This is a genomic window from Streptomyces wuyuanensis, from assembly GCF_900103455.1.
Classification (GTDB): Bacteria; Actinomycetota; Actinomycetes; order Streptomycetales; family Streptomycetaceae; genus Streptomyces; species Streptomyces wuyuanensis.
Genome location: NZ_FNHI01000003.1, coordinates 105,427 through 130,659 on the forward strand (window position 1 = coordinate 105,427; position 25,233 = coordinate 130,659).

Annotated in this window: 19 protein-coding genes and 1 pseudogene; 8 read left to right on the forward strand and 12 right to left on the reverse strand. The window is 73.6% G+C overall.

The window, feature by feature from the left end:
- Positions 1–42 precede the first annotated feature (42 nt).
- The 4 genes and pseudogenes from BLT82_RS05950 to BLT82_RS05965 all read right to left on the reverse strand — a co-directional run bounded on the left by BLT82_RS05950 (position 43) and on the right by BLT82_RS05965 (position 5,589).
- Positions 43–1,532 (reverse strand): annotated as a pseudogene (locus tag BLT82_RS05950) (acyl-CoA synthetase).
- A 95-nt stretch (positions 1,533–1,627) separates the two neighbouring features.
- Positions 1,628–2,728, reverse strand: a complete 1,101-nt coding sequence (locus BLT82_RS05955; RefSeq protein ID WP_093652776.1) for a calcium:cation antiporter — start codon at positions 2,726–2,728, stop codon at positions 1,628–1,630.
- A gap of 177 nt (positions 2,729–2,905) precedes the next feature.
- Positions 2,906–4,483, reverse strand: coding sequence for an acyl-CoA synthetase (locus BLT82_RS05960; RefSeq protein ID WP_093652777.1), 1,578 nt, complete (start codon positions 4,481–4,483; stop codon positions 2,906–2,908).
- On the reverse strand, positions 4,480–5,589 hold the full coding sequence (locus BLT82_RS05965; protein ID WP_093652778.1) for an NAD(P)H-dependent flavin oxidoreductase: 1,110 nt from the start codon (positions 5,587–5,589) through the stop codon (positions 4,480–4,482). Before BLT82_RS05965 ends, BLT82_RS05960 begins: the two co-directional genes overlap by 4 nt.
- A gap of 150 nt (positions 5,590–5,739) precedes the next feature.
- On the opposite strand from BLT82_RS05965, the gene BLT82_RS05970 reads away from it, so the two are divergent.
- Positions 5,740–7,566 (forward strand): serine hydrolase domain-containing protein, encoded by a 1,827-nt coding sequence (locus BLT82_RS05970; protein ID WP_093652779.1) that lies wholly within the window; start codon positions 5,740–5,742, stop codon positions 7,564–7,566.
- A 222-nt stretch (positions 7,567–7,788) separates the two neighbouring features.
- Here BLT82_RS05970 and BLT82_RS05975 read toward each other — a convergent pair whose 3' ends face one another.
- Entirely contained in the window at positions 7,789–8,763 is a 975-nt protein-coding gene (locus BLT82_RS05975) for an NADP-dependent oxidoreductase (protein ID WP_093652780.1), read from the reverse strand.
- A 96-nt stretch (positions 8,764–8,859) separates the two neighbouring features.
- Here BLT82_RS05975 and BLT82_RS05980 point away from each other — a divergent pair, with 96 nt between their 5' ends.
- Positions 8,860–9,984, forward strand: coding sequence for a GlxA family transcriptional regulator (locus BLT82_RS05980; RefSeq protein WP_093652781.1), 1,125 nt, complete (start codon positions 8,860–8,862; stop codon positions 9,982–9,984).
- A 128-nt stretch (positions 9,985–10,112) separates the two neighbouring features.
- Here the strand turns inward: BLT82_RS05980 and BLT82_RS05985 are convergent, their stop codons facing one another.
- The 5 genes from BLT82_RS05985 to BLT82_RS38780 form a co-directional block, all read right to left on the reverse strand.
- Positions 10,113–11,678 (reverse strand): phytoene desaturase family protein, encoded by a 1,566-nt coding sequence (locus BLT82_RS05985; RefSeq protein WP_093652782.1) that lies wholly within the window; start codon positions 11,676–11,678, stop codon positions 10,113–10,115.
- A 204-nt stretch (positions 11,679–11,882) separates the two neighbouring features.
- Complete coding sequence (locus tag BLT82_RS05990) at positions 11,883–13,220, reverse strand: DUF2252 domain-containing protein (protein ID WP_093652783.1); 1,338 nt, start codon at positions 13,218–13,220, stop codon at positions 11,883–11,885.
- A gap of 208 nt (positions 13,221–13,428) precedes the next feature.
- The gene (locus tag BLT82_RS05995; RefSeq protein ID WP_093652784.1) at positions 13,429–15,657 is read right to left on the reverse strand and encodes a serine/threonine-protein kinase; all 2,229 of its coding nucleotides are present in this window, start codon (positions 15,655–15,657) and stop codon (positions 13,429–13,431) included.
- Positions 15,658–15,683: 26 nt separating this feature from the next.
- Positions 15,684–16,544 carry an oxygenase MpaB family protein gene (locus BLT82_RS06000; protein ID WP_093652785.1) on the reverse strand — a complete coding sequence of 287 codons (861 nt, stop codon included), beginning with the start codon at positions 16,542–16,544 and terminating at the stop codon, positions 15,684–15,686.
- Positions 16,537–17,244: a CBS domain-containing protein gene (locus BLT82_RS38780; RefSeq protein WP_404203083.1), complete on the reverse strand. Its 708-nt coding sequence runs from the start codon at positions 17,242–17,244 to the stop codon at positions 16,537–16,539. Before BLT82_RS38780 ends, BLT82_RS06000 begins: the two co-directional genes overlap by 8 nt.
- 197 nt (positions 17,245–17,441) lie before the next feature.
- Between BLT82_RS38780 and BLT82_RS06010 the strand changes: the two genes are divergently transcribed.
- The 3 genes from BLT82_RS06010 to BLT82_RS06020 all read left to right on the forward strand — a co-directional run bounded on the left by BLT82_RS06010 (position 17,442) and on the right by BLT82_RS06020 (position 19,851).
- Positions 17,442–17,732, forward strand: a complete 291-nt coding sequence (locus BLT82_RS06010) for an SHOCT domain-containing protein (protein ID WP_093652786.1) — start codon at positions 17,442–17,444, stop codon at positions 17,730–17,732.
- A gap of 216 nt (positions 17,733–17,948) precedes the next feature.
- Positions 17,949–18,842 carry a universal stress protein gene (locus BLT82_RS06015; RefSeq protein ID WP_208867739.1) on the forward strand — a complete coding sequence of 298 codons (894 nt, stop codon included), beginning with the start codon at positions 17,949–17,951 and terminating at the stop codon, positions 18,840–18,842.
- A gap of 22 nt (positions 18,843–18,864) precedes the next feature.
- Complete coding sequence (locus BLT82_RS06020) at positions 18,865–19,851, forward strand: Acg family FMN-binding oxidoreductase (protein ID WP_093652788.1); 987 nt, start codon at positions 18,865–18,867, stop codon at positions 19,849–19,851.
- A 42-nt stretch (positions 19,852–19,893) separates the two neighbouring features.
- On the opposite strand, the gene BLT82_RS06025 is transcribed toward BLT82_RS06020, so the two are convergent.
- Both BLT82_RS06025 and BLT82_RS06030 read right to left on the reverse strand, forming a co-directional pair.
- Positions 19,894–20,643: a helix-turn-helix domain-containing protein gene (locus BLT82_RS06025; RefSeq protein WP_093652789.1), complete on the reverse strand. Its 750-nt coding sequence runs from the start codon at positions 20,641–20,643 to the stop codon at positions 19,894–19,896.
- 159 nt (positions 20,644–20,802) lie between these two features.
- Positions 20,803–21,714 (reverse strand): universal stress protein, encoded by a 912-nt coding sequence (locus tag BLT82_RS06030; protein WP_093653001.1) that lies wholly within the window; start codon positions 21,712–21,714, stop codon positions 20,803–20,805.
- A gap of 428 nt (positions 21,715–22,142) precedes the next feature.
- On the opposite strand from BLT82_RS06030, the gene BLT82_RS06035 reads away from it, so the two are divergent.
- The 3 genes from BLT82_RS06035 to BLT82_RS06045 all read left to right on the forward strand — a co-directional run bounded on the left by BLT82_RS06035 (position 22,143) and on the right by BLT82_RS06045 (position 25,197).
- Positions 22,143–22,781, forward strand: a complete 639-nt coding sequence (locus tag BLT82_RS06035; protein ID WP_093652790.1) for an Rv1733c family protein — start codon at positions 22,143–22,145, stop codon at positions 22,779–22,781.
- A gap of 181 nt (positions 22,782–22,962) precedes the next feature.
- Entirely contained in the window at positions 22,963–23,922 is a 960-nt protein-coding gene (locus tag BLT82_RS06040; protein WP_244291855.1) for a universal stress protein, read from the forward strand.
- A gap of 237 nt (positions 23,923–24,159) precedes the next feature.
- Positions 24,160–25,197 (forward strand): polyphosphate kinase 2 family protein, encoded by a 1,038-nt coding sequence (locus BLT82_RS06045; protein ID WP_093652791.1) that lies wholly within the window; start codon positions 24,160–24,162, stop codon positions 25,195–25,197.
- Positions 25,198–25,233 lie beyond the last annotated feature (36 nt).

A 25,233-nucleotide genomic window follows, 5' to 3' on the forward strand; every position in this document is an offset into this window, starting at 1 on the left:
CGGTGAGAGCGGCCCCTCGGCCCTCGCCGCGGGCGCCGGCCCTCAGGCGAACCGGTCGCGCAGTTCCCGCTTGAGGATCTTGCCGCTGGCGTTGCGCGGCAGTTCGTCGACGAACAGCACCCGCTTCGGCACCTTGAACCCCGGCAGGACCCGGCGGGCGTGGGCGACCAGTTCCTCCTGCGTCACGGCGTCCCGCGGCACCACGACGGCCGTGACCGCCTCGATCCAGCGCTCGTCGGGAAGACCCACGACGGCGGCCTCGGCGACCGAGGGATGTGTGTAGAGCACGTCCTCGACCTGACGGGACGCCACGAGCACCCCCCGGAGTTGATGACGTCCTTCACGCGGTCGACGATCGTGTAGTAGCCCTCCTGATCGCGGACCGCGAGATCGCCGGAGCGGAACCAGCCGTCCCTGAAGGCCTCGGCGGTCTCCTCCGGCTTGTCCCAGTAGCCTTCGCACAGCTGGGGCGAGCGGTAGACGATCTCGCCGGGCGTCCCGTCCGGCACGTCCGTGCCGTCCTCGTCGACGACCTTCGCCTCGACGAAGCGCACCGGCCTGCCGCAGGAGTCCATCCGCCCCTCGTGCTCCTTGGGCCCGAGCACGGTCGCGAGCGGCCCGATCTCGCTCTGACCGAAGCAGTTGTAGAAGGCGAGCCCCGGCAGCCTGCCGCGCAGTCCCTCCAGGACGGGCACGGGCATGATCGACGCCCCGTAGTACGCCTTCCGCAGGGTGCTCAGATCGCGGGTGGCGAATTCCGGGTGGTTCGAGAGGCCGATCCAGACGGTGGGCGGCGCGAACAGGCTGTCGGCCCGTCCCTGCTCCACCAGTTCGAAGATCCGTGCGGCATCCGGCGCGTCGAGGATGGTGTTCTCCGCGCCGACCGCCAGGTACGGGAGCAGGAACACGTGCATCTGGGCGGAGTGGTACAGCGGCAGCGAGTGGACCGGCTTGTCGTCCTCGTCCAGGTCCAGGGCGGTGATGGCGCTGACGTACTCGTGCACCAGGGCACGGTGCGTCATCATCGCGCCCTTCGGCAGCGCGGTGGTGCCCGAGGTGTAGAGCAGCTGTACGAGGTCGCCGGGGCTCCGGTCGGCTTCGAACTCCTGCGGGTCGGCGAGCGCGGCCGACAGCGAGTCGGCGGAATCGCGCAGGTCGCGTACGGCGAAGTCGCCGGGGACGCGGTCCCTGAGCGCCGGGTCGGCGAGGACGAGCGAACTGCCCGACTGGCGCAGGACGTAGACGAGGTCGTCGCCGGTCAGATTGTGGTTCACGGGCACGTGGACGAGGCCGGCGCGGGCGCAGGCCAGGAAGACGATGAGGTAGGCGTCGGAGTTGTGTCCGTAGGCGGCGACCCGGTCCCCGGGGCCGAGCCCGTGGCCGGCCAGAACGGCTGCCGCGGTGCTGACCGCCTGGTCGAGCTCCGCGTACGTCCGGCTCCGGTCGGCGTACCGGACGGCGGTCCGGTCGGGGGTGCGCAGGGCGCTGCCGCGCAGGATGCCGTCGACCGTGCTGCTGAGGAGGTGCTCCATGGCTGCCATGGCTGGATCCTGGGCGCCGATCCGGACCGGGTCAAGGACGCGGCCGGTCCGGTCCGCCCGGGTGCGGCCCGTCGCCCCACAGGCCGTCAGGGGCTGAAGGACAGCAGGACGAAGGCGGCGAACAGCACGAGGTGGACGAAGCCCTGGAGCAGGGTGGCCCGGCCGGGGACCACGGTCAGTGCGCTGACCACGGCGGTGAGCGTGAGCAGCACCATGTGGGTGGCGTCGATGCCCAGGATCAGCGCGCCGGGCAGCCAGATCGAGGCGAGCGCGATCGCCGGGACGGTCAGCCCGATGCTGGCGATGGCGGAGCCGTAGGCGAGGTTCAGGCTGGTCTGCATCCGGTCCCGGCGCGCGGCCCGTACGGCGGCGAGGGTCTCGGGCATCAGCACCATCAGGGCGATGACGACGCCGACGACGGAGTTGGGCAGTCCCGCCGACTCCACTCCGCCCTCGATGGTCGGCGAGACGAGTTTGGCGTCCCCGACGACGGCGACGAGCGCCACGAACAGCAGTGCGACGCTCCACCAGGTCTGGCGCGTCCCGGGCGGCGGGGCGTGCTCGTCGGGGTCGCTCATGTGCCCGTCGCGCTCGACGGGCAGGAAGTAGTCGCGGTGCCGGACGGTCTGCACGGCGATGAAGATGGCGTAGAGGCAGAGCGAGGCGATCGCGGCGAACGCCAGCTGCCCCGTGGTGAACTCACGGCCCGGGCGGCCGGTGGTGAAGGTCGGCAGCACCAGCGTCATGGTCGCGAGGGTGCACACCGTGGCCAGCGCACCGCCGGAGCCCTCGGCGTGGAAGACGGCGACCCGTTTGCGCAGGGCGGTGACGAGCAGGGACAGCCCGACGATCCCGTTGCAGGTGATCATCACGGCGGCGAAGACCGTGTCCCTGGCGTAGGTCGAGGCCTTCGCACCGCCGCCCGCCATGAGGGTGACGATGAGTCCGACCTCGATGACGGTGACGGCGACGGCGAGGACGATCGAGCCGAAGGGCTCGCCGACCCGGTGGGCGACGACCTCGGCGTGGTGCACCGCGGCCAGCACCGCGCCGACGAGGCACAGTCCCACCACGGTCACGGCGAAGCCCGGGAGGTGTCTGCCCCAGCCGACGACGAGCGCCAACGCGGCGGCGACCGGCACCCATGTGGTCCACTGCGCGCTCAGCGCCTTCGTGCCGGTCTTCATGCGCGCCAGGCTGCCAGGATGCCGGGCGGGTCGCGCGGGCTGGTGGGCCAACGGGACCACGCGGGTCCGGCCCGTGCGGGAGCACGGGCCGGACCCGCGCGCGTACGGGTACGGACCGGCAGCGGGCCGCGCCGTGCGGACCGCGACCGGACGGCGGCGACGGGCGCCCGTGCGGCATCACACCGGCCGGTCGTGTCCCTCCCAGTACGGTTCCCGCAGCCGGCGCTTGTAGAGCTTGCCGTTGGGGTCGCGGGGCATGGCGCCGATGAAGTCGACGCTCCTGGGCCGTTTGTAGCCCGCGAGGCGCTGCTCGCAGTGGGCGAGGATCGCGGCCGCGAGTTCGGGGCCGGGCGTGTGGCCTTCGGCGGGCTCGACCACGGCCCTGACCTCCTCGCCCCAGTCGGCGTGCGGGATGCCGAAGGCTGCCGCGTCGGCGACGGCGGGGTGGCCGAGGAGCACGGACTCGATCTCGGCGGGGTAGATGTTGACGCCGCCCGAGATGATCATGTCGATCTTGCGGTCACGCAGGAAGAGATAGCCGTCCTCGTCGAGGAGTCCGAGGTCGCCGACCGTGAAGAAGTCGCCGATGCGGTTCTTGCGGGTCTTGGCCTCGTCCTTGTGGTAGCTGAAGCCTCCGGTGGACATCTTCATGTAGACGGTCCCGAGTTCACCGGGCGGCAGCCGGTTGCCGTCGTCGTCGAAGACGGCGAGTTCGCTGATGGGCCAGGCCCGGCCGACCGTGCCGGGCTTCTTCAACCAGTCCTCGGCGGTGGCGAAGGCACCGCCGCCCTCGCTCGCCGCGTAGTACTCCTCGACGCAGTGCCCCCACCAGTCGATCATCGCCCGCTTCACGTGGTCGGGGCAGGGTGCGGCTCCGTGGATGGCGTGCCGCATGGAGCCGACGTCGTAGCGGCCGCGGACCTCCTCGGGCAGCGCGAGCAGCCGGTGGAACTGGGTCGGGACCATATGGGTGTGGGTGCACGCATGGGTGTCGATGAGCCGCAGCATCTCCTCGGGCGTCCACTTGTCCATCAGCACCAGCCGGTGGCCGATGTGCAGCGAGGCTCCGGCGAACTGGAGCACGGCGGTGTGGTAGAGCGGCGAGCAGACGAGGTGGACGTTGCCGTCGAAGGGCCTGATGCCGAAGATGCCCAGGAATCCGCCGAGATGGGTCTCCTCCGGCGGTCTGCCGGGAAGCGGGCGGCGGATGCCCCGGGGCCGGCCGGTGGTGCCGGACGTGTAGTTCATGACCCAGCCGAGGGTGCGGTCGGCGGGCGGTGCCGCCGGCTGTCCGTCGAGCAGTTCGGCATACGGGCGGAAGCCGTCCACGTCGCCGACGGAGTAGCGCCGGGCGCCGGGCAGGCCCGCCTCGTCCGCGGCGGCGGTCGCGGCGGCGGCGAATCGCTCGTGCGCGATGAGGACCTTGGCTCCCGAGTCCGCGACGATCCAGGCGATCTCCGGGCCGACGAGATGGTGGTTGACGGGGACGAGGTAGAAGCCGGCCTGGGAGGCGGCGAGGTACGCGGTGAAGAACTCGACGCCGTTCGGCAGTACGACGGCGAAGGCGTCGCCCCGCTCCATGCCCGCCGCACGCAGCCCGTGCACGAGCCGGTTGACGTCGGCGTGCAGGCGCCCCGCGGTCCACTCCTCGCCGTCGGGGGCGATCAGCACGGTCCGTTCCGGATCGGCGCCGGCCTGGGCCCAGAAGCCTCCCGGGGATTCCGTCCGCGGGGTTCCCGACGGCCGCTCGCTCATGATGCGCTCCTTCCGGCGATGCGCTGGATGCGGTCCACGGCGCGTTCGAAACCGCGGGTGAGCTCGTCGAACACCTGCTGGACGCTCCGCTCCGAGGTCATCCGGCCGACGATCTGGCCGACCGGAGTACCGAGCAGCGGTTCGGTCCCGTGCTTCTGGATGCGGGAGACGGCTTCGGCGACGAGGAGGCCCTGGAGGGGCATGGGCAGGGTGCCGGGTCCGTCGGGGTCGTCCCAGGCGTCGGTCCACTCGGTGCGCAACTGGCGGGCGGGTTTGCCGGTGAGCGCGCGGGAGCGGACGGTGTCCCCGGAGCCCGCGGCGAGCAGTTTCGCGGTGAGGGCGCGGGAGTGCAGGTCGGCCTCGGTGGTGGTGAGCCAGATCGAGCCGAGCCAGACGCCCTGGGCTCCCAGGGCCAGTCCGGCGGCGATCTGCTCGCCGCTGCCGATGCCGCCGGCGGCGAGGACGGGCAGCGGGCCGACGGCGTCGACGACCTCGGGGGTGAGCACCATCGAGGCGATCTCACCCGTGTGGCCGCCCGCCTCGTAGCCCTGGGCGACGACGATGTCGATGCCGGCCTCGGCATGGCGGCGGGCGTGTGCGGCACTGCCGGCGAGGGCGGCGACGAGCACCCCGTGATCGTGGGCGCGGCCGACGACGTCGGGGGGCGGCGAGCCGAGGGCGTTGGCGAGGAGCTTGATCGGATAGTCGAAGGCGACGTCGAGTTGGCTCCGGGCGACGTGTTCCATCCAGCCGGTGATCCGCCAGCCGGACGCCTCTCCCTCGGGTAGCGGGGGGACGCCGTGCTTGTCGAGGAGATCCTGGACGAAGCGGCGGTGCGCCTCGGGGATCATGGCCTCGACCTCGGCCTCGGTGACGCCCTCGACCTTTCGGGCCGGCATCACGACGTCGAGGCCGTACGGTCTGCCGCCGGTGTGCTCCTGCATCCAGTCGAGGTCCCGGGCGAGGTCGCCGGGTGCCGTGTAGCGGACCGCGCCGAGGACGCCGAAGCCGCCGGCCCGGCTGATCGCGGCGGCGACCGCGGGGAACGGGGTGAAGCCGAAGATGGCGTGCTCGACTCCCAGTCTCTTGCTCAGCTCCGTCTCCATGGGCGCAGGATGCCGCAGCGGAGCGACCGAGGGAAGAGATTTTCTGATGCCGTGTCAGATTCTTGCCCGGCCTTGACGCCCCCTCACCTCGGCAAGAAAGTTTCACGTGTTGCACGGTCGCCCGAAGGATCCTTTCAGGGAGGGTGAGGTATGACGGAGGCCTCTGCAGGCGGAGGGATCAGCCGCCGCCGGTTCGCCGGCGGGCTGCTGGCACTGGGAGGAGCTCCCCCCAGAGCTTCGCATGGGAGGTACCCCCAGGTGATCGGACCCGTCCCGGGAGCAGCAGCGGCGGTGCCGGCCGCAGGCGGAGGCGGCGGGCACCCGCGGACGACGCTGCGGCGCGGTACTCCGGCACGGGCCGGGCTCACCGCCGGGCATCTCGACCGGCTGGTCGCGGACGCCGAAGCCTTCCTCTCCCCCTCCCCCCGGCGCCCCTGGTACGCCGGGGCGGTCCTGCTCGCGGGCCGGGGCGGCACCGTCGCCCTGCACCACGCGATCGGCAGGGCCGTGCGCTACTCGGCCTACGACGAGAAGACCGACACCGGCGTGGAGTTGCCGCAGGAGCAGCAGATCCCCATGACCGAGGACACCGTGTTCGACCTGGCGTCGGTGTCAAAGCTGTTCACGTCGATCCTCGCCGTGCAGCAGATCGAACGGGGCACGCTGGAGCTGGAGCAGAAGGTCGCCGCGTACCTGCCGGAGTTCGGGGCGGCGGGCAAGCACGACGTGACCGTACGCCAACTGCTCACCCACACCTCGGGGTTCCGGTCGTGGATCCCCCTCTTCAAGGAGCCCACACGCGAGGGCCGGCTCCGGCTGCTGTGGAACGAGGCGCCCACCAGCCCGCCGGGCACCAAGTACCTCTACTCCGACCTCAATCTGATCACTCTCCAGCTGGTCCTGGAGCAGATCACCGGCCGGGGCCTGGACGACCTGCTGCGCGAGGACATCACGGCGCCGCTCGGCATGGACCGCACCCGGTTCAACCCGCCCGCCTCCTGGCGGCCGGGGATCGCGGCGACCGAGGACGCCCGGCTGCCGTGGTCGGGACTGGACCGCGGACTCGTGTGGGGCGAGGTGCACGACGAGAACGCCTACGCGTTCGGCGGGGTCGCGGGGCACGCCGGAGTGTTCTCCCGCGCCTGGGACCTGGCGGTGCTCGCCCGCACCCTGCTGAACGGAGGTGCGTACGGACGGGCCCGCATCCTCGCCCCCGAGTCCGTGGAGCTGCTGTTCACCGACTTCAACACCGCCTTCCCCGGCGACGAGCACGGACTGGGCTTCGAGCTGTACCAGCACTGGTACATGGGCGCGATGGCCACGCCCCGCACCGCCGGGCACACGGGCTTCACCGGCACCAGTCTCGTACTCGACCCGTCGACGGACTCCTTCCTGATCGTCCTCGGCAACTCCGTGCATCCGGTGCGCACCTGGCGCTCCGGCAGCGCACCGCGCGTCGCCGCCGCGAACAACCTCGCCCGCGCCGTACCCGTACGGCCCGTTCACGGCCGCACCGCCTGGTTCTCCGGGATGGCCTCGGCCGGCACGGCCACGCTGGCGCTGCCCGAGGTGACCCCGGCCACAAGGCGCGCCCTGCTGCACTGCTCCCTGTGGTGGGACACCGAACCCGGCGCCGACAAGGTGTTCCTGGAGGCGTCGGCCGACGGCGGGACGACCTGGCAGGCGGTGCCCTTCGAGACCCGGCGCCGCGGGGAGGGCGCGGTGCCGCGCCCCGAAGGCTGGGTGAGCGGCTGGTCGGGCCGGGCCTGGCACGGCGTCGAGTCCGATCTGTCGGCGTGGCGCGGGCGGCCGCTCAGGCTGCGCTGGCGGTACACGACGGACCAGCTGTACGTCGGGCGCGGCGCCTACGTGGACGGCCTGCGGGTCGACGACGGCGGCAGGACGCTCTTCGACGAGTCCCGGCCCGGCGACGCGGCGCGGATCGAGGCGGCCGGCTGGAGCCCGTCCGCAGACTGAGGCTCCCCCGGGGTCTGCCCCGGAGCGCCCCCGCGGAGCCGTGGCCGAAGTCGAAGTCCTGCCCCCGACGCGCCCCGGCGCGCCACGCGGCGGACCCCCGGGAGCCGTGGCCGAAGTCCTGCCCCCGACGCGCCCCGACGCGCCCGCGGCAGACCTCGGGAGGCTGCGGGCCGGCCCGGGCGCGGGGCGCGACCGGGCACGTCCCCCGGCCGCGGCGCCGGATCAGGCCCCCACGACCGTGAGCACGATCTTCCCGCGGGTGCGCCCGGTCTCGCCCAGCCGGTGGGCGTCGGCGGCGCGCTCCAGCGGCAGCACGGTCTCGACGACGGGTCGCAGCCTTCCCTCCGCCGCGAGGGAGGCGAGGGCGCGCATCCCGGTGGAGTCCGGCTCCACGAGCGTGAAACCGGTGCGGATGCCCCTCGGCGCGCTCCCGTCCGGGGCCGGCACCTCGTCCGGCGAGGGCAGCGTGAGGAGCGTGCCGCCGTCGCGGAGCACCCGCAGGGACCGGTGTCCGTAGTCCCCGCCGATCGAGTCGAGTACGACGTCGACGTCCTGGTTCCCGAGCACGTCCGTGAAGTCCTGCCGGGTGTAGTCGATGAGTTCGCCCGCGCCGAGCTCCCTCAGCAGCGCGTGCTTCTCCTCGCGGGCGGTGCCGATGACGTGGGCGCCGCGGGCCGCCGCGATCTGGACGGCCAGATGGCCGACGCCGCCCGCCGCCGCGTGGACGAGCACCCGCTGGCCGGCGGCGAGCCCCGCGGTCTCCACGAGGGACTGCCAGGCGGTGAGGCCGGCGAGCGGCAGGGCGGCCGCCTCCACGTGGCTCAGGGCCGCGGGCTTCGGGACGAAGTGCCGGGCCGGGCCGGTGACGTACTCGGCGTAGCCGCCGGCCTGGCGCGGGAACTCCGGCATGCCGAACACCTCGTCGCCCGGCCGGTGGAGGGTGACGCCCGGCCCGGCGGCCTCGACGACGCCGGAGACGTCGTATCCGAGCACCGGCGGCTCGCCGTGCATCCCGAAGCCTCCGGTGGCGCGCGTCTTCCAGTCGATGGGGTTCACTCCGGCCGCGTGCACCCGCACCAGGATCTCGGTGGGGCCGGGGGCGGGCCGGGCGAGGGTCACCTCGCGCAGCACCTCGGGGCCGCCCCAGGCGGCCGGGCTGATCGCGCGCATCGTGGTGCCGGCATCGGTGTCGTGCATGTGTGCTTCCTTTCCGTTCTCGGTACGCCTCCACGATCACGGCTCACGGGCCCGCCCAGAACTGGCCGGATGGCCATGATGTGACAGAATTTGGCCATGGGTGTTTCGGGACGTGCTTCGGATGGCGCCGGCGAGCAGCGGAACGCGAGCGGCGAGTGGGACGTGTACGACGGCTGCGTCGTACCGCCCGGGCCGGATCCCCACCGCGTGGTGGTTCTGGCCCTCGACGGGGTCATGACCTTCGAACTCGGCATCCCGGCACGGATCTTCGGCAGCGCCCGGTCCTCGGACGGGACGGCGCTGTACGAGGTGGTCGTCTGTACCCCGGACGGCGGGCCCGTCCGCACCGAGGCGGGCTTCTCCATCGAGGTGGCACACGGCCCGGAGGCGCTGGAGAGCGCCGACACCGTGATCGTCGCCCCGACCCACCGGCTGGGGGGCATCGCCGAGGAGGGCGTGCTGCCGGCGCCGCTGGCGCAGGCCCTCGCACGGATCCGGCCCGGCGCCCGCACGGTGTCGATCTGCACGGGCGCCTTCGTCCTGGCCGCGGCCGGACTGCTCGACGGCCGGCCCGCCACGACCCACTGGGCGGAGGCCGAGCACTTCCGCCGGCTGTTCCCGCGGGTGCGGTTCGACGCGGACGTCCTCTTCGTCGACGACGGCGACCTGCTGAGTTCGGCCGGTGCGGCGGCGGGCGTCGACGTGTGCCTGCACCTGGTGCGGCGTGACCACGGCAGCGCGCTCGCCAACCAGGTGGCACGCCGCTGCATCGTGCCGCCGTGGCGGGACGGCGGCCAGGCCCAGTACATCGAGCGGCCCGTGCCCGAGCCCACGACGGCCACGACCGCGCCCACCCGGGCCTGGGCGCTCGAACGGCTCGACCGGCCGCTGACGCTGGGCGAACTCGCCGCGCACGCGCGGATGAGCGTACGGACCTTCACCCGGCGGTTCCGCGACGAGGCGGGCGTCACCCCCGGTCAGTGGCTCACCGCACAGCGGGTCGAGGTGGCCAAGCAACTGCTGGAGACCAGCGACCTGTCGATCGACCTGGTGGCCGACCGGGCCGGATTCGGCAGCGCCAACTCGCTGCGGCAGCACATGCGCGAGCTCGTGGGCGTCTCCCCCGCCGCCTACCGGCGCACCTTCCACACCTCGGCCGCCCACACCTCGGCCACCCACACCTCGGCCGCCACCGCAGGCCGTGCCACGGCCGGAGTCTGAGCGAGGCGCGGTACACGGCGGGCGGACGTGCGGCAGGGCCCGGACCGGGCATTCCTCGGACGGGCCGGCGCGGACGGCAGACGGCAGACGGCGACAAGTGTGTGCCCTCCGCCGCGGGACGGGGACGGTCAGCGGCCCAGCGCCGCCATCGCCGCGTTGTGGCCCGGGATACCGCTCACGCCGCCGCCGCGCACCGCTCCCGCCCCGCACAGCAGCACATTGGCGTGGGCGGTCTCCACCCCCCAGCGACCGGTCGAGGCCTCCGCCCAGGGGAAGGCCAGGTCCCGGTGGAAGATGTGCCCGCCCGGCAGCCGGAGGTCGTGTTCCAGGTCCAGCGGGGTCTTCGCCTCGATGCAGGGACGGCCTGCTTCGTCCAGCGCGAGGCAGTCGCTGATCGGCTCGTCCAGATGCGCGTCGAGTTCGGCGAGCGTCGCCTTGAGCAGCGCGTCGCGGGTCGCGTCCGGCGCCTCGGTGAACAGCCGGGCCGGCGTGTGGAGCCCGAAGAGGGTCAGGGTCTGGTAGCCCTGGGCTGCCAGTTCGGGGCCCAGGATGGACGGGTCGGTCAACGAGTGGCAGTAGATCTCCGACGGCGGCGCCTCCGGCAGCCGTCCGGCCGCGGCCTGGGCGTACGCCGCCGCCAGCTGGCCGTAGCCCTCGGAGATGTGGAAGGTGCCGGAGAACGCCTGCCGCGGGTCGACGGAGCGGTCCCGCAGCCGGGGCAGCCGGCGCAGCAGCATGTTGACCTTGAGCTGGGCACCCTCGGCGGGGGGCGGGGCGGGCTCGCCGAGCAGGGCGGAGAGGGCCTGCGGTGAGGCGTTGACCAGCACATTGCGGGCGGCGACCGTGCCCTCGCCGTCGTCCGTGCGGAAGGCGACCTCGGCGGCCGTCCCGTCCGTCTCGATCCGGATCGCCTCGTGGCCGGTGACGATCTCCGCACCGGCGCTCCGTGCGGCCTCGGCGAGGGCGTCCGTGAGCGCGCCCATGCCCCCGACGGGCACGTCCCAGTCGCCGGTCCCGCCGCCGATGACGTGGTAGAGGAAACAGCGGTTCTGCACCAGCGACGGGTCGTGCGCGTCCGCGAACGTGCCGATGAGGCCGTCGGTCAGGACGACGCCGCGTACGAGGTCGTCGGCGAAGCTCTCCTCGATCGCGGCGCCGATGGGCTCCTCGAACAGCATCCGCCACGCCGTCTCGTCAGCGACCCTCTCCCGGAGGTCCTGCCGGGTCGGCAGCGGCTCCGTCAGCGTGGGGAAGACCCGCTCGGCAACCTGCCTGGTCCTGTCGTAGAACGCCTCCCACGCCGTGAACTCGCGGTCGGAGCCGGTGAGGGCCGCGAACGACTCGCGCGTACGGTCGCCGCCGACGAGCAGTCCGGTCGCCCGGCCGTCGCGGACGACCGGGGTGTACGAGGAGACGGTGCGCTTGCGTACGGAGAAGGACAGCCCCAGGTCGCGCACGATGCTGCCGGGCAGCAGGGAGACGAGGTACGAGTAGCGGGACAGCCGAGCGTCGACCCCGGCGAACGGGCGGGTGGAGACGGCCGCTCCCCCGGTGTTCCCGAGGCGTTCGAGCACCAGGACGGAACGCCCCGCTCGGGCCAGATAGGCGGCGGCGACCAGTCCGTTGTGTCCGCCGCCCACGATGACGGCGTCGTACACGGACCGGCTGAACGATTCGGAGGAGGCTGCTCGCATGCCTCTTGGTAACACGCGATGATCGCGCGGGCCAGAGAGCGGCCCCGTGTTTGCGGCTCCGGACCGCAGGCGCGGCTCCGGACACGGAGATGGGCCCCGGACACGGGCGCCTCGGCCGCGGGCGGCCCCGCACCCCGTCACACGCGTGCCGGGGGCAGACGGCATTCGGGCCCCGGAGGAGCCCGCCTGCGGCACGGGCGGGCTTCAGACTCCGGGTGTGGCCTCGATCGCCCCGGACTCGATCGCGGCCAGCAGGGTGCGGTGGTCCTCGACGGTCCGTTCCGCGTAGGCCAGGGCGAAGTCGCCCATGGCCCGGTCGAAGGTGTCGGACGCGCCCAGGTACGCGGCGATCGCGATGCGCTCCCCGGACCGGGCGTGGGCCCGGGCCAGCGCCCTGCCGCAGAGCGCGGCGTAGTCGCGCAGCAGCGTCGGCGACATCGAGGCGACGTCCGCCGACCCCTTCATGTCGCGCAGCTGGCGCCAGTAGAAGTGGCGGCCGCCCGGACCGCTGACCCAGCCCAGGAAGATGTCGCTCGCTGCCTGAAGCAGCCGCTGGCCGGCGACGACCCGCTGGCCCTGGTGCCGATAGGCGGACTTCGCCAGGTAGGGCTCCAGCACGGACCGCTGGGCCTCCTTGATCTGCAGGAACAGCGGGTCCTGCGTGTCGCGGCCCGTCATCAGCGCGACGAAGCAGCGCGTTCCGACACTGCCGACGCCGACGACCTTGCGGGCCGCCTCGACGAACCGGTACCGGTCAAGCAGAACCCTGCGGTCCTCCGGCAGAGTGCTGCGGTAGTCGCTGAGGATCTTCCGCACCGACGCGGCGTCCAGCCCCGCAACGGCCTCGAGCAGCGGGGGATCCTGCACGATCCTGCGCCGTCCCCCGACGACCTCGGTCAGCCTCTCCAGGGCCTGGAGACTCGTCCGGCGCCGCGCCTTGGCGAGCTGGGCCTCGACGCGAGCCCGCTCCAGGTCGCGCACGAGGGGCACCAGGTCCGCGGCGGCGATCCGCTCGTACCAGACGTCGAGCTCACCGAGCCCGGCGAGACGCCGCACGGACAGCCGGTACGACTCGGCCGCCGCCCGCGCTGCCAGGCGGGCCCTGGCGTCCGGCAGGCCGTTGTCCCTGGCGGCGACCGCGACGCTGGCGACGAGCCGTTTCACGTCCCATTCGAAGGGGCCGGGCAGGGTCTCGTCGAAGTCGTTGAGATCGAAGAGCAGGGTGCGTTCCGGCGAGGCGAAGACGCCGAAGTTGAGGAGGTGGGCGTCCCCGCAGAGCTGGACACGGAGTCCGGTGTTCCGCTGGACGGCGAGGTCGGCCGCCATGACGGCCGGGGCACCGCGCAGGTAGGTGAACGGGGAGACGGCCATCCGCCCGTACCGCACGGGCACCAGGTCCGGCTCACGGGTCCTCGCCTGGTCGGCCAGCACCGCGAGCGGATCCGGCCGGTCGGCGGCCGGTATCCAGCGCCCGTGTGAGGACCGCGGCACCTCCTTGCGCACGGCGCGGCCGCGCTCCCGCTCCTCGGCCAGGTCCGTCATGGTCACAGTGTGCGGTCGCGGCCGGTCCGACGCGACGCGGGGTGCCGACGCGGACGCCGCATCCCCGAGGATCGTGTGGCCGGCTCCCCGAGGGCCCGTCGGCCCGGACTCCGGTGAACCCGGGTGCCCGGCTCTGCCGGCCCGTCCGGCCCGGACCGGACGCCGGGGCCCCGTGGCCGGCACCCCCGGTGACCCGCGTGGGCCCGGATCAGCCTCCTCCGCCCTGGCGGCGGAGCGCCGCGACCCGGCGGTAGAGCTCGACCGCCTCCGCGCCGCGGCCCAGTTGCTCCAGGCAGTGGGCCTGGTCGTTGCGGCTGGCCAGGGCGTCCGGGTGATCGGCGCCGAGAACGCGTTCGCGGGACTCGGCGACCTGCTGGTAGACGGCGAGCGCCTCGCTCCAGCGGCCGAGCCAGCCCAGGCCGACCGCGACCTCCCGGCGGCTGACGAGCGTGTCCGGATGGTCGGCCCCCAGAACCTGCTCGCGGATGGCGCACACGTCACGGGCCTCGGCCATGGCCTCCTCCCAGCGGGCGAGCCGGCCCAGGTTCACTCCGAGCCCGTGGCGCGCGCGCAGGGTCTCCGGGTCGGCGGCGCCGTGCACCCGGGTGCGGTCCGCCACCAGCTCCCGGTACTGCTCCAGCGCCTCGGCGCTCCGCCCGAGCCGGCCGAGGCTGATCCCGATCTCGTAGCGTGCGGCGAGGGTGTCCGGGTGGTCGGGGCCGAGCGCCTGCGCACGGGCCGCCGCCACGTCCCGGTAGGTCTGCAGGGCTTCGGTCCAGCGCCCCAGCTGGCCGAGGGCGTAGGCGACCTCGTAACGGGTCACGAGCGTGTCCGGATGCCCGGCTCCCAGCACCCTGGTGCGCGCCTCGGCGACCTCTTCCGCCATGCGGTAGGAGTCCTCGAGCCTGCCGAGGCGGCTCAGGTTGAAGGCGAGGTTGTGGCGGCAGCGGAGGGTGTCTGGGTGGTCCGGCCCGACGGTCCGCTCCCGGGAGGCGAGCACCGACGTGTAGGCCTGGTGCGCCTCGAAGTGCCGGCCGAGCCGGCCGAGGACGTACGCCATCTCCTGACGGGCGGCCAGGGTCTCCGGGTGGTCCGGTCCCAGGGCGCGTTCACGGCCCTCGGCGACACGGCCGAACTCCCGGAGCGCGTCGGCCGCCCGCCCGGTCCTGCTCAGGGTGAAGCCGACCTCGTAGCGGCTGGCGAGGGTGTCAGGGTGGTCGGGGCCGAGGGCGTGCTCGCGCTCGGTGGCGACCGCGCGGTGCACCTCGCCCGCCTCCTCCCAGCGTCCGAGCCGGCCGAGGCTGAGACCGGCGTTGTGCCGGCTGGTCAGCACGGCCAGCAGTTCGGGCGACGGGGTCGGCCGCTCGGGCCGGGGCAGCCGCACGGGCGCGGGACCGCGCAGATCAACGGCGGTGGTCCAGTCGCCGGTCAGGCCCACCGTGAAGTCGGGCGGCAGGGTCCGCAGGGTGGAGACGGTGACCGCCTTGTGGCCGGTCGTCATGCCGCGGGTCCAGGACGGCAGCCCCGGTTCCCCTCCGCCCGGCGGATGCGGGGGCGGCGGCGCGGTACCGGCGACGGGCGTCGCCGTCGCGCGCCCGGCGCCGATCCTGCGGCGCAGGTCCTTGGCGTCGGAGGGCCGCTCCTCGGGGGTCTTGGCGAGCAGGTCGAGGACGATCTCCTCGATGAAGTCGGGGAGTTCCGGCCGGTGTCCGCGCAGCGGCCGGGGCGCCGTGTCCCGGTGGCCGACGAGGATGGACCAGGAGTCGCCCAGGTCGAAGGGCGGCGCGCCGGTGGCGATCTCGTACAGCACGCACCCCAGGGAGTAGAGATCGCTGCGGTGGTCGACATGGCCTCCGCCGATCTGCTCGGGGGACATGTAGTGGGGGGTGCCCATGGCGACACCCGTCCCGGTGAGCCGGGAGGTGAATCCGATGTCGTGGCCGAGCCGGGCGATGCCGAAGTCGCAGATCTTCACCGTGCCGTCGGTGAGCCGCATGATGTTGGCGGGCTTCAGGTCCCGGTGGACGATGTTCTGCTCGTGGGTGTAGGCGAGGGCGTCGGCGACCTGGTCCGCGATGTCGACGATGTCGGACACCGGCAGCGGATGCTGCTTGTTGTCCTCCATCAGCTGGCTCAGGTTGCGGCCCTCGAGCAGTTCCATGACCAGGTAAAGGACGCCCTCGTGCTCGCCGAAGTCGTGGACGACCGTCACCCCGCGGTGCTGGAGCGCGGCGGCGACCCGGGCCTCCCGGCGGAAGCGCTCCCGCAGTACCCGTATGAACGTCTGGTCGTGCTGCGGCCCGAGCGGTTTGAGGCATTTGACCGCGACCCGCCTGCCCAGTGACTCGTCGCGGGCCTGCCACACCTCGCCCATACCGCCCCGACCGATCAGTTCAAGCAGCCGGTACCGGCCTTGGATCAGCCTGGTGTCCGCCATCGCGTGCTGTCGCCCCCGTCGCTTCGCTACGCCCTCCCCGGCCCGTCCAGTATGGCCGCCTGTCTGCGCAGTTTGTACGGTGCGGGCCTGCTCGCGGGCCCGAGTCGCGCCATCGCCTTCAAGATGTGACCTGGCGGCAGCTGCCAGCGCAGGCGTGAGGGGACGCAGCGCAGGGCGGTCCCCGTGGCGGCGAGGCGCCGGGTGACGCGGGCCGGCGGCGGCGCGGGCCGGCCGTAGAGCTCGTGGGCGTACGGGGGCAGCGCGTCGTACGCGAGCGCCGCCACGCGCCGCCAGACCAGTTCACGCGCCGGGACGAGCACGGGGTGGACGGGCGGGCGGCGAAGGAAGTCGTCGACGACGCGCGCGTCCGCGCCGGCTTCCAGCTCGGGACGCACGGCGGCGAAGTAGCCGGCGAGGGCCGCTCTCGTGGCGGGGACGGCGGCCGGGTCGAGTCCGACGAGGCGGGCGCTTGTACGGTGCTCGTCGATGTACCGGTCGGCCTGGGCGTCGGTGAGGGGGAACCCGGAACGACGCAGAACCTCCAGATACGAGTCCACTTCGGCGCAGTGCACCCAGAGCAGCAGTGCGGGGTCGTCCACGCCGAGGAGGCGGTGGATCCTGCGGACGCGCGCACCGGCCCGTTCGGCGGCCTCGGCGGTGCCGTAGGAGATGGTGCCGACGAAGTTCGCCGTGCGGAGCAGCCGGCCCCAGGCGTCCTTGCGAAAGTCACTGTTGATCATGACTCCGCGGACGGCACGGGGATGCAGTGCCTGGAGGTAGAGCGCACGGACACCGGCGATCCACATCATGGGGTCGCCGTGCATCTGCCAGGTGACCGACGCGGGGCCGAACAGGCCCGGGTCCCGGTCGTCGGCTTCGTCACTCATATGTCGACTGTGCCCCGTGCCTCCGGCCGGCACGCACGCGCCCGCGCGACCGGGCACCGAGGCCTCGGCACGGGAACGGCTGGACACGGGCTTGGAGGCCGGTGCCGGTGCTCCAGCGGTGCTGAGAGCGCCCTAGGACACCCTTGGCGTTTCCGGCCCGCGCGCCGCACGCGTTCGAACAAGCCCAGCTCAGGGCGAGTTGGCGATCCGAGGGCCCAACCTCCGCCCTTGGCCGCCTGGCTGGGGGGACACAGGACGAGGCCCCGTCGTCGGCGGTCGTCGCAGAAAGAGAGCGCCTCATTCGGCTGGCGGCCGCTCCGCCGACGCTGCCCCGGCTGTTCCCCCGCTCGCCCCACGGGCACGGTGCGTCCGGCTCATGGACCCCCCTCACCAAGGGCCCGGTCCGTGGCCGCCCGCGCCTTGGGCGCGGCGCACCGGAAGATCGGTCGGCGGAGACGACGCCGACCACCCGGTCGTCCTCGTCGAGGACCGGGAGCCCGCTGATGTCGTGCTCGGCGAGCTGTTCGGCGACCTCCTGGAACGGGGTCGACGGCACGACCGAGACGACCGCCCCCACCTCACGCTTCCGACCTCGCTGTGCTTCATGTTCGCCACTCCTGTCGAGCCGGCGCCCACAGGGCCCGGACGACCGAGGGCCACAGCACCGGGTGGCCGCCGCGCCGTCCCCGCGTGCGCCCACGGCCGTTCAACCGCGGCGGTCCGGAGCTCACAGGGGCCGAACAGACCGCTCGGTGGGGCCCAGTGGTCCCCGCGGTCCGCTCGCGGGGGACGGCCGGCTTGCCGAGCGGGACCGTTCGGCCCTCGCCTCCGCCGTCGTGGTCGAAGGATCGTGGAGGTACGAGGAGGGCGTCCACGACAGGGCGAGGAGGACCGGTCATGTACTGGTACGGCCATGGCCCGGGAGGCTGGTTCATCGCACTCATGGCCGTCGGAGCGACGGCCTGGATCATTCTGCTGTTCGCGGTCTTCCTCCTGGCGCGCCGGACCGGCGCGGTCGGGACGCCGCCCGCAGGCGCCGAGCGGCCCCGGGCGGACGAGACGCGCTCTCCCACCAGGGCCGAGGAGATCCTTGCCGAGAGATTCGCCCACGGCGATATCGACGACGAGGAATACCGGAGGCGCGCGGAGACCCTCCGCCGTTTCGGCCGTCCCGCCCAGCAGGGCTGACCACGGCGGCCGTGGCTCCGGCCACGGCACGGTGGCGTGAGGTCCACGTCCCCGCGGCCGGTCCGCCGGACGGACGAGGCCCTTCAGCCCCGGCACTCAGGACCGACGGGGTCCTTCGGCCCCGGTGAACGGGCTCCCCGGCCCTGCCCTCCCGGTCGCCGTCGCGGCCATGCTGGGTCATAGCCGCCGGACCTGCCCAGAAGGAGGCACACGCACATGACTCGCCCTGTGACCGTCGGAGTGGACGGGTTCCCGGAGAGCCGGGCGGCCGCGGACTGGGCCGCGAGAGAGGCCCTGCTGCGGGAATCCCCCCTGCGCGTGGTGCACGCGGACGAGTGGCCGCGCATCCCCGCCATGCCTCCGGTCGACCGGGAGGAGCACCAGCGGGCCGCCGACACCGTACTCGAAGAGGCCTCGGGCGAACTGCGCAGGCGGTACCCGGAACTGGCGGTCTCCGCACGACGGGTGACCGGCCGTGCGGCCGCCGTCCTGGCCGTCGAGGCCGCCGACTCCCAGATGCTGGTCCTCGGGTCGCGCGGTCGGGGCGCCGTCGAGGGCTTCCTCGTCGGCTCGGTCGGCACGGCCACCGTCGGGCTCACGGACACACCGGTCGTGCTCGTACGTCCTCCGGGCGCTTCCCCGCCCGAGGCCCCACCGACCCGTGCGCCCGGGGACGCCGTGGTGGGCAGGGACGTCGTGGTGGGAGTGGACATCCACGAGAACGCCGACGCGGTGCTCGCCTTCGCCTTCGACGAGGCGGCGCGGCGGGGCTGCGGCGTGCGCGCCGTGCACGGGTGGTCGCTGCCGTTCGCGTTCAGCTACGCGCCCCGGCTCGATCCCGGTGTACGTCAAGAAGTGGCCGACGGCATCGCCGCTGCTCTCGGCGAGCGGCTGCGGCCGTGGCGGGGACTGTACCCCTCGGTCAAGGCGGAGGAGCGGGTGCCCGTCGGCGCGCCCGCCGAGCAGGTGCTGTACGAGGCCGCCGACGCGGAACTCGTCGTCGTCGGCCGCCGGATCCGGCGGGCTCCGGTCGGCGGGCACCTCGGGCACGTCGCCCACGCCGTGCTGCACCACGCCACCGCTCCGGTGGCCGTCATAGCCCACGACTGACCCACCGGCCCAGGAGCGCGACATGACCGCAGAGCCCCTCGACGCGACCGTCGTCACCACCCTCGTACGGGACGCCACGGCGGCCCCGTCCATGCACAACGCCCAGCCGTGGCGGTTCCGGTACCTCGCCGACCGCGGTGCGATCCGGCTCTTCGGGGATCCCGGGCGGGCCATGACGAGGGCCGACCCCGAGCAGCGCGCCCTGCATCTCGGCTGCGGCGCGGCACTGTTCAACCTGAGGGTCGCGGTCGCCCACGCGGGGAGGGAGCCGGACACCGCACTGCTCCCCGATCCGGCCGAGCCGTGGCTCCTGGCGGAGGTCGACACGGACCGTCCGGTACGGCCCGACGACGACCTGGCCGCCCTCCACCCCGCGATTCACCGGCGTCACACCAGTCGCTTCCCGTTCACCGACGAGGACGTCCCCAGCGGCATTCTGGACGGGCTGCGCGCCGCCGCACGGATGGAGGGTGCGCGGCTCCACATGCCCGGTGCCTGGCACGTACAGGAGGTGCTGGACCTGCTGCACGACGCCGAGAGCCGCGAGTCGCTCGACCCGGAGGCACGGGAGGAACTGCTGCGCTGGACCGGCGCACCGGGCGGCGCGACATCGTCCGGGGACGGTATCCCGGCACACGCCTTCGGACCCCGGCAGCACGATGTCACAGCCCCGGTACGGGACTTCGCCGCCGGACGGGCGGTGGCCGGCCGCGGCAGCGCCACGTTCGAGAAGCGGCCCCAACTCGCCCTGCTGGGAACCCCCCACGACAACGTCCTCGACTGGCTCACGGCCGGGCAGGCGCTGGAACGCGTCCTCCTCCAGGCCACCTCGGACGGTCTCGTCACGTCCCTGACGTCCCAGGCCCTGGAATGGCCGGAACTCCGCTGGGCACTGAGGGATCCCAGCTCTCCGATGGGGCATGTGCAGATGGTGATCCGCCTCGGGTACGGCCCCGAGGGCCCGGAGACCCCTCGCCGCCCGGTGGAGGACGTGCTGGAGTTCGCGTAGGACGTGCCGGAGTTCGTGCCGGAGACCGCAGGAGACCGTGCCTCAGTGCGCCGCGGCGACGATCCTGCGCCCGGTGAGGCGGGTGGGCGAGAGCACGATCCACAGGTCGCGCGGCCCTCCCGCCCAGGGTGTCGTCGGGGCCAGTTCCGCGAGGCGCCGGACCGCGTCCTCATCGGTGACGGCGCGCGCCGTTCCCACCGCCAGCACGCTCCACCCGCTGCTGAAGGCCTCGTCCACGCGGTCCACCTCGAAGGCGACCTCGCTGCCGGCGGCGAAGGCGGGCACCTTGCCGAGCGCGGTGCGGAAGGCGATGTCGGTCCCGTCGACGAGGTAGTTCACCGGCACGACGGCCGGTCCCTCGGGTGTCAGCACCCCGATCCGTCCGACTCCGTGCGCCGCCATCAGGGCCCGGCACTCCGTCTCGTCGAGTTCGGCCAGCCGGGCGGTTCGCAGGGCGACGCCCAGCCCCGGCGGCTCGTCCGCCGTCCCGCCGGACAGTTCGGCCACCGTCGTCTCCAGGGCGGCGGCGATCTGCTGCAACGTGGCCGCCTCCGGTGCGGCCGGCCACTCCTCCAGGTACTGGATGTAGGTGGTGGCCGCGCCGCTGCGCGCCGCCACGTCCTCCCGGGTGAGCCCGAGTTGCCGGCGACGGGCCGCCAGCCTGCGGCCGATGTCGCTGCCCGGTCGCCACGAGGTCCCGGTACCCGGTCCCTCGGGAGATCCGGCGCCCGGTCCGTTCGGGGTACCCGGTCCGTTCGGGGTACCCGGTGCGTCGGGGGATGCGCTCGGCATCGTCGTTCACCTCTCGTCACATCCGGTCGGCAGCGGAGACCCGTTCAGCGTGTCCGGCACCGCGTCCGGGCCGCTTGGGCCGGACGGCCCCGCGGTGGTCCCTCTGGGCCCACCCGGGACGCACGCACCGGGCGTACGGCGCCGGGCCGGGTCATGCGCTCAGTCGTGGGCCACGACGGCCACCGGAGATTCGCAGTGGTGGATCACCGCATGGGTCACGGGCCCGACGTGTGCACCGACGCGCGAGGTGCGGACCCGCCGGCCCACGACCACGAGAGCGGCACCCTCGGCTGCGTGCACCAACCGCTCGGATGCGCCGCCGACCGGCACGAGTTCGTCGACGCCGACCGAAGGGTACCGCTGCCGCCAGGGCGCGAGGACCTTCCCGAGCTCTGCGACCACATCCGGCCGCATCTCCCGCAGGGCCATTTCGAGTGCCAGCGCGTCCCGTCCGAAGGGCGGAAGCGACCAGCTGTGCACCGCGCCGAGGCGGCAACCGCGCAGGGCCGCCTCGCCGAACGCGAAGTCCAGGACCGGTTCGCATGCCTCGCGGACGTCCACACCGACGACCACCGGGCCGGAATCGTCGGCGGCCTCCCGGCTCCGACCGGAACGCGGCCGGTCCGCCGAGAGCGGCTCCGCGTACGCCTCGCCCTCCGGACGCGGCCGGCGGTCGGGCCGCACGAGGACGACCGGCCGGTCGGTCTCGATGATCGTCGCCATCGCCACGGACCCGAGGAGGAATCCCCTGACGCTCCCCAGGCCGCGGGAGCCGAGCACCACGAGCTCGGCCTCGGCCGCTTCGCGGGCCAGGACGGGCGGGGGCCTGCCGGACAGCCGGTCCACGCGGACCTCGAGTCCGGGGCACCCGGCGCGCAGGGCTTGCGCGGTGCCGGACAGCACGTCGTCGCCCGAGCCCCCCTCGTCCGCGCCGCCACGGGGCGGATCCGGCGAGTCCGCCACGAGTACGAGGCGCAGGGCGACCTTCCGCAGTACGGCTTCGCGGGCCGCCCACTCGGCCGCGGCGGCACTCTCGGCTGATCCGTCCACACCGACGGTCACATGCGGCATGACGACGACCTCCTGGGGAACGAACGGCGGGACCACGGGACCACGGGACCACGGGACCACGGGACCACGGGACCACGGGACCACGGGACCACGCGACCACGCGACCACGCGACCACGCGACCACGGGACCGGCGGTGGCGGTGACGGCGGGACTCGAGGGGCCCGCAGGGGGAGCGACGGGGACGGCGGGGCTCGGGTCGACGCGGCGGCGGGCGCCGACGGCCTGCCCGGACTTCAGCCTCCCCGCGCGGGAGCGGCGGAGGCAGAGTCCGAACGGCCCCCGGAAGGGCCGACCGGCCCACGGCGGGGGACGGTCGCCCCTACGAGCCGCCCCGGCGAAGGACGCAGAGTGGGGTGAGCACGCGGGGTGAGCGCGACCATCACGCCGGACTCGCGAGCCACGGGCGGTTTCAGCAGGGAGGCCCGTCATGCCGCATGATCTCTCCGAGCCCCAGCAGCAGGGAACGGCGCGGAACACCTTGTGGCGGCATCTGCTCCGCGCCGCCGGCCGGGACACGGGGCCGCTCGTCCGCCCGGCCGACCGCGTGCACAGCCGGCTGGTGACGGCATGCGCGCTCGCCGTGGTGGTGGCACTCGCGCTGGCCGTAGCAGCCGCCTGGGGGACGTGGAGCGCCGAGCACCGGCGCGCCCTGAACGACCAACGGCAGAGGCAGCAGGTCGTCGCCACGACCCTGGCGCCAGCGGAGGGGAGGGCGGGCGACAGCGGGTCCGGCTTCTCCAACGAGGCTCTCGCCGAAGCGACGTGGAAGGGCCCCGGGATACTCCGGCACAAGGGCCTCGTGGAGGTACCGGTCGGCACTCCGGCCGGAAGCCCGGTCCGGATCTGGGTCGACGAGGACGGAGGGGTCACGACGAGTCCCCGTACCGACTCGGATGTGATCATGGCATCGGCGCTCGCCGGCGTGTCGGTGTTCGCCGTCCTCTCGGCCGCGTCCCTGGGCCTCTTCCACCTCCGTGCGCGCCGGCTGGAGCGGCGGACACTGGAGACATGGGAAACGGAATGGGCCGTCGTCGAACCGCGGTGGTCCGGCCGCCCGGGAGCCTGACGAGCGGCGCGGCCCCTTCCGTCCCGGCCTGAGCCGCCGGGCGGGCAGCGGCTCCCGGCGCGAGCCGGCCCCCACGGGCCGCGACGGTGCCGGACCCCGAAGGCGGTCCCCGGCCGCGCCATCACCGGCCCGAACCGTGCCATCGCCGGTGGAGCGTCGCCCCTGGGGCGGGGAGGGAGTCATGGACGAGGCAGCCGTGAACGACGAAGCCGAGGCAGCCGTGAACAACGAATCCATGGACGAGGGAGCCGCGGACGAGACGGCCATGGGGGGCCCTGCCATCGACGGCGTCACCGCGGAACGCGAGGTGATCGTCGGTCTGGACCCTCGGTACCCATCGCGTGCGGCGGTCTCGTGGGCGGCCGAGGAGGCCCGGCTCAGGCGCCTGCCCCTGAGACTGGTGGTTGCCGTGCCGTGGCTCGGGGGCACCCGGCACCGCGACGACGAACCGCAGCGCCCGTCATTGCGCGCGCAGGCCACGCAGGTGCTGGAGTCGGCCGCTGGATGGGCCGGGGGCGACAACCCGCCGCCGGAACTGATCATGGAGGTGTACGACGGAAGCCCCGTCGCCGGTCTGACCGCCGGTTCCCGGCACGCGCAGTCGGTCGTGGTCGGCTCACACGGCCTCAACCGCCTCAAGGAGCTGCTCAGCGCCGGTTCGGTCGTCGCGCCCCTCACCGCCCGGGCCCGCTGCCCGGTCGTCGTGGTGCGCGAACCGCTGTCCGCGCGTGCCGGCCCGCCGCACCTGGTCGTGGGTGTCGACGCGGACTCCCCCTCCACCGCCGCCATCGGGTTCGCCTTTGCCGAGGCGGCCGTGCGTGGCGTCGCGCTGAGCGCGGTCTCCGTGAGGGAGCCGCCCTTACTGCCGTTCACGCACCGGGAGCGCGCGAGGGAGCGGCAGCGCGGGCTGCTCGCGGAGGCCGTCGCCGGCTGGTCGGGCAGGCACCCCGGCGTGGCAGTGGCCCAAGAGGTGCTCGTCGGCGACCCGGTGGAGGAACTTGTGGGGGCTTCCTCGACGGCGCTCGCGGTCGTCGTCGGCCGGTCGCACCGCCATCTCGGCACCGGCATCGGACTGGGCCGGGTGGTGCACGGGTTGCTGCACCGTGCGAGCTGCCCGGTCATCGTCGTTCCCCCGCCGTGAGGCCGTCGCGCGGTCACCGCGGGGCGGCCGGGAACGGCCCTGCGGTCCACCGCCGAAGAGCACCCCGACGGTGGGCACCGATGTTCCCTCCCCCCGGCCGGTGCCGCCGCGGCGGGCGGGACGCGCTGGCGCGGCATGGTGCCCGGGGCGATTCTGGAGGGGGTGCACTCCTCCCCGTGCCTCTCGTGCGCCCCGTCGCTCCTCGGAGTCCGACGACAGTGAGGAGGCGGGCCGTCGATGGTGGACAAGAGGGCCGAGCGCATCGCGCGGCTGATCGAACCACTGCGGGTGAAGCCGGGTTCGCGGGTGAACCTGCGCAAGGACTTCGACCCCCGTTACCAGGCCGGCCTCAAGAAGGAGACCGGCGTCGAGCTGCTGAGGGCGGGTGTCTCGCTGCTCGCCGAGTACCAGGACCGGCTGGCGGCCCAGGACACGTTCGGTGTGCTGCTCTGCCTCCAGGCGCTGGACGCCGGGGGCAAGGACGGCACGATCCGGCACGTGATGAGCGGGGTGAACCCGCAGGGCGTGAAGGTCAGCAGCTTCAAGGTGCCGTCCGCCGAGGAGCTCGACCACGACTACCTGTGGCGCTATGCGCGCAGGCTGCCCGCTCGCGGCGACATCGCCATCTTCAACCGCTCGCACTACGAGGAGGTCCTGGTCGTACGGGTGCATCCGGAGAACCTGGACCGGCAGCGGCTGCCGCGGGACGCACGGGGCCCGGAGATCTGGGACCGCCGGTACCGGGAGATCAACGGCTGGGAGCGGTATCTGACGGACAACGGGTTCAAGGTGGTGAAGGTCTTCCTGAACCTGTCCAAGGAGGAGCAGCGGGTCCGTTTCCTGAAGCGGATCGATCTGCCGGAGAAGAACTGGAAGTTCTCCGCCTCGGACGCCCTGGAGCGCCGGCGGTGGGACGACTACCAGCGGGCGTTCTCCGAGATGCTGTCGGCGACCAGCACCGAGTGGGCACCGTGGTACGTCGTGCCCGCGGACCGGAAGTGGTTCGCGCGCATCTGCACCGCGGCGGTGCTCGCCCACACGCTGATGGACATCGATCCCCGGTACCCGGTCGTCGGCAAGGCGGCCCGGCTGGACCTCCGCGCGGCCCGGCGCGAACTGGAGGCCGAGGCTCCCGAAGGCGCCCCCGCCGATCCCTATGCGGCAGCGCACCCCGGGGCCCGTGGCCGCGGCGGGCGGAGCCGAGGCGACCGTGGTGCCGGGGCGAAGGACTCGCCGGCCGGGGCGCCTCCGGCGAAACGGCGCAAGCGGACCTGAGGGTGTCCCGTGGACACCACCGGGCGGGTCTGGCGG

Bases quoted from the DNA above. Each gene is read 5' to 3' on its own strand.
- BLT82_RS05995 (WP_093652784.1), bottom strand. From the start codon at position 15,657: ATGGCGGACACCAGGCTGATCCAAGGCCGGTACCGGCTGCTTGAACTG.
- BLT82_RS06025 (WP_093652789.1), bottom strand. From the start codon at position 20,643: ATGCCGAGCGCATCCCCCGACGCACCGGGTACCCCGAACGGACCGGGT.
- BLT82_RS05980 (WP_093652781.1), top strand. From the start codon at position 8,860: ATGGGTGTTTCGGGACGTGCTTCGGATGGCGCCGGCGAGCAGCGGAAC.
- BLT82_RS06045 (WP_093652791.1), top strand. From the start codon at position 24,160: ATGGTGGACAAGAGGGCCGAGCGCATCGCGCGGCTGATCGAACCACTG.
- BLT82_RS06040 (WP_244291855.1), top strand. From the start codon at position 22,963: ATGGACGAGGCAGCCGTGAACGACGAAGCCGAGGCAGCCGTGAACAAC.
- BLT82_RS06010 (WP_093652786.1), top strand. From the start codon at position 17,442: ATGTACTGGTACGGCCATGGCCCGGGAGGCTGGTTCATCGCACTCATG.
- BLT82_RS05970 (WP_093652779.1), top strand. From the start codon at position 5,740: ATGACGGAGGCCTCTGCAGGCGGAGGGATCAGCCGCCGCCGGTTCGCC.
- BLT82_RS05985 (WP_093652782.1), bottom strand. From the start codon at position 11,678: ATGCGAGCAGCCTCCTCCGAATCGTTCAGCCGGTCCGTGTACGACGCC.
- BLT82_RS06030 (WP_093653001.1), bottom strand. From the start codon at position 21,714: ATGCCGCATGTGACCGTCGGTGTGGACGGATCAGCCGAGAGTGCCGCC.
- BLT82_RS06015 (WP_208867739.1), top strand. From the start codon at position 17,949: ATGACTCGCCCTGTGACCGTCGGAGTGGACGGGTTCCCGGAGAGCCGG.
- BLT82_RS05960 (WP_093652777.1), bottom strand. From the start codon at position 4,483: ATGAGCGAGCGGCCGTCGGGAACCCCGCGGACGGAATCCCCGGGAGGC.
- BLT82_RS05990 (WP_093652783.1), bottom strand. From the start codon at position 13,220: ATGACGGACCTGGCCGAGGAGCGGGAGCGCGGCCGCGCCGTGCGCAAG.
- BLT82_RS06020 (WP_093652788.1), top strand. From the start codon at position 18,865: ATGACCGCAGAGCCCCTCGACGCGACCGTCGTCACCACCCTCGTACGG.
- BLT82_RS05955 (WP_093652776.1), bottom strand. From the start codon at position 2,728: ATGAAGACCGGCACGAAGGCGCTGAGCGCGCAGTGGACCACATGGGTG.
- BLT82_RS05975 (WP_093652780.1), bottom strand. From the start codon at position 8,763: ATGCACGACACCGATGCCGGCACCACGATGCGCGCGATCAGCCCGGCC.
- BLT82_RS05965 (WP_093652778.1), bottom strand. From the start codon at position 5,589: ATGGAGACGGAGCTGAGCAAGAGACTGGGAGTCGAGCACGCCATCTTC.
- BLT82_RS06000 (WP_093652785.1), bottom strand. From the start codon at position 16,544: ATGAGTGACGAAGCCGACGACCGGGACCCGGGCCTGTTCGGCCCCGCG.
- BLT82_RS06035 (WP_093652790.1), top strand. From the start codon at position 22,143: ATGCCGCATGATCTCTCCGAGCCCCAGCAGCAGGGAACGGCGCGGAAC.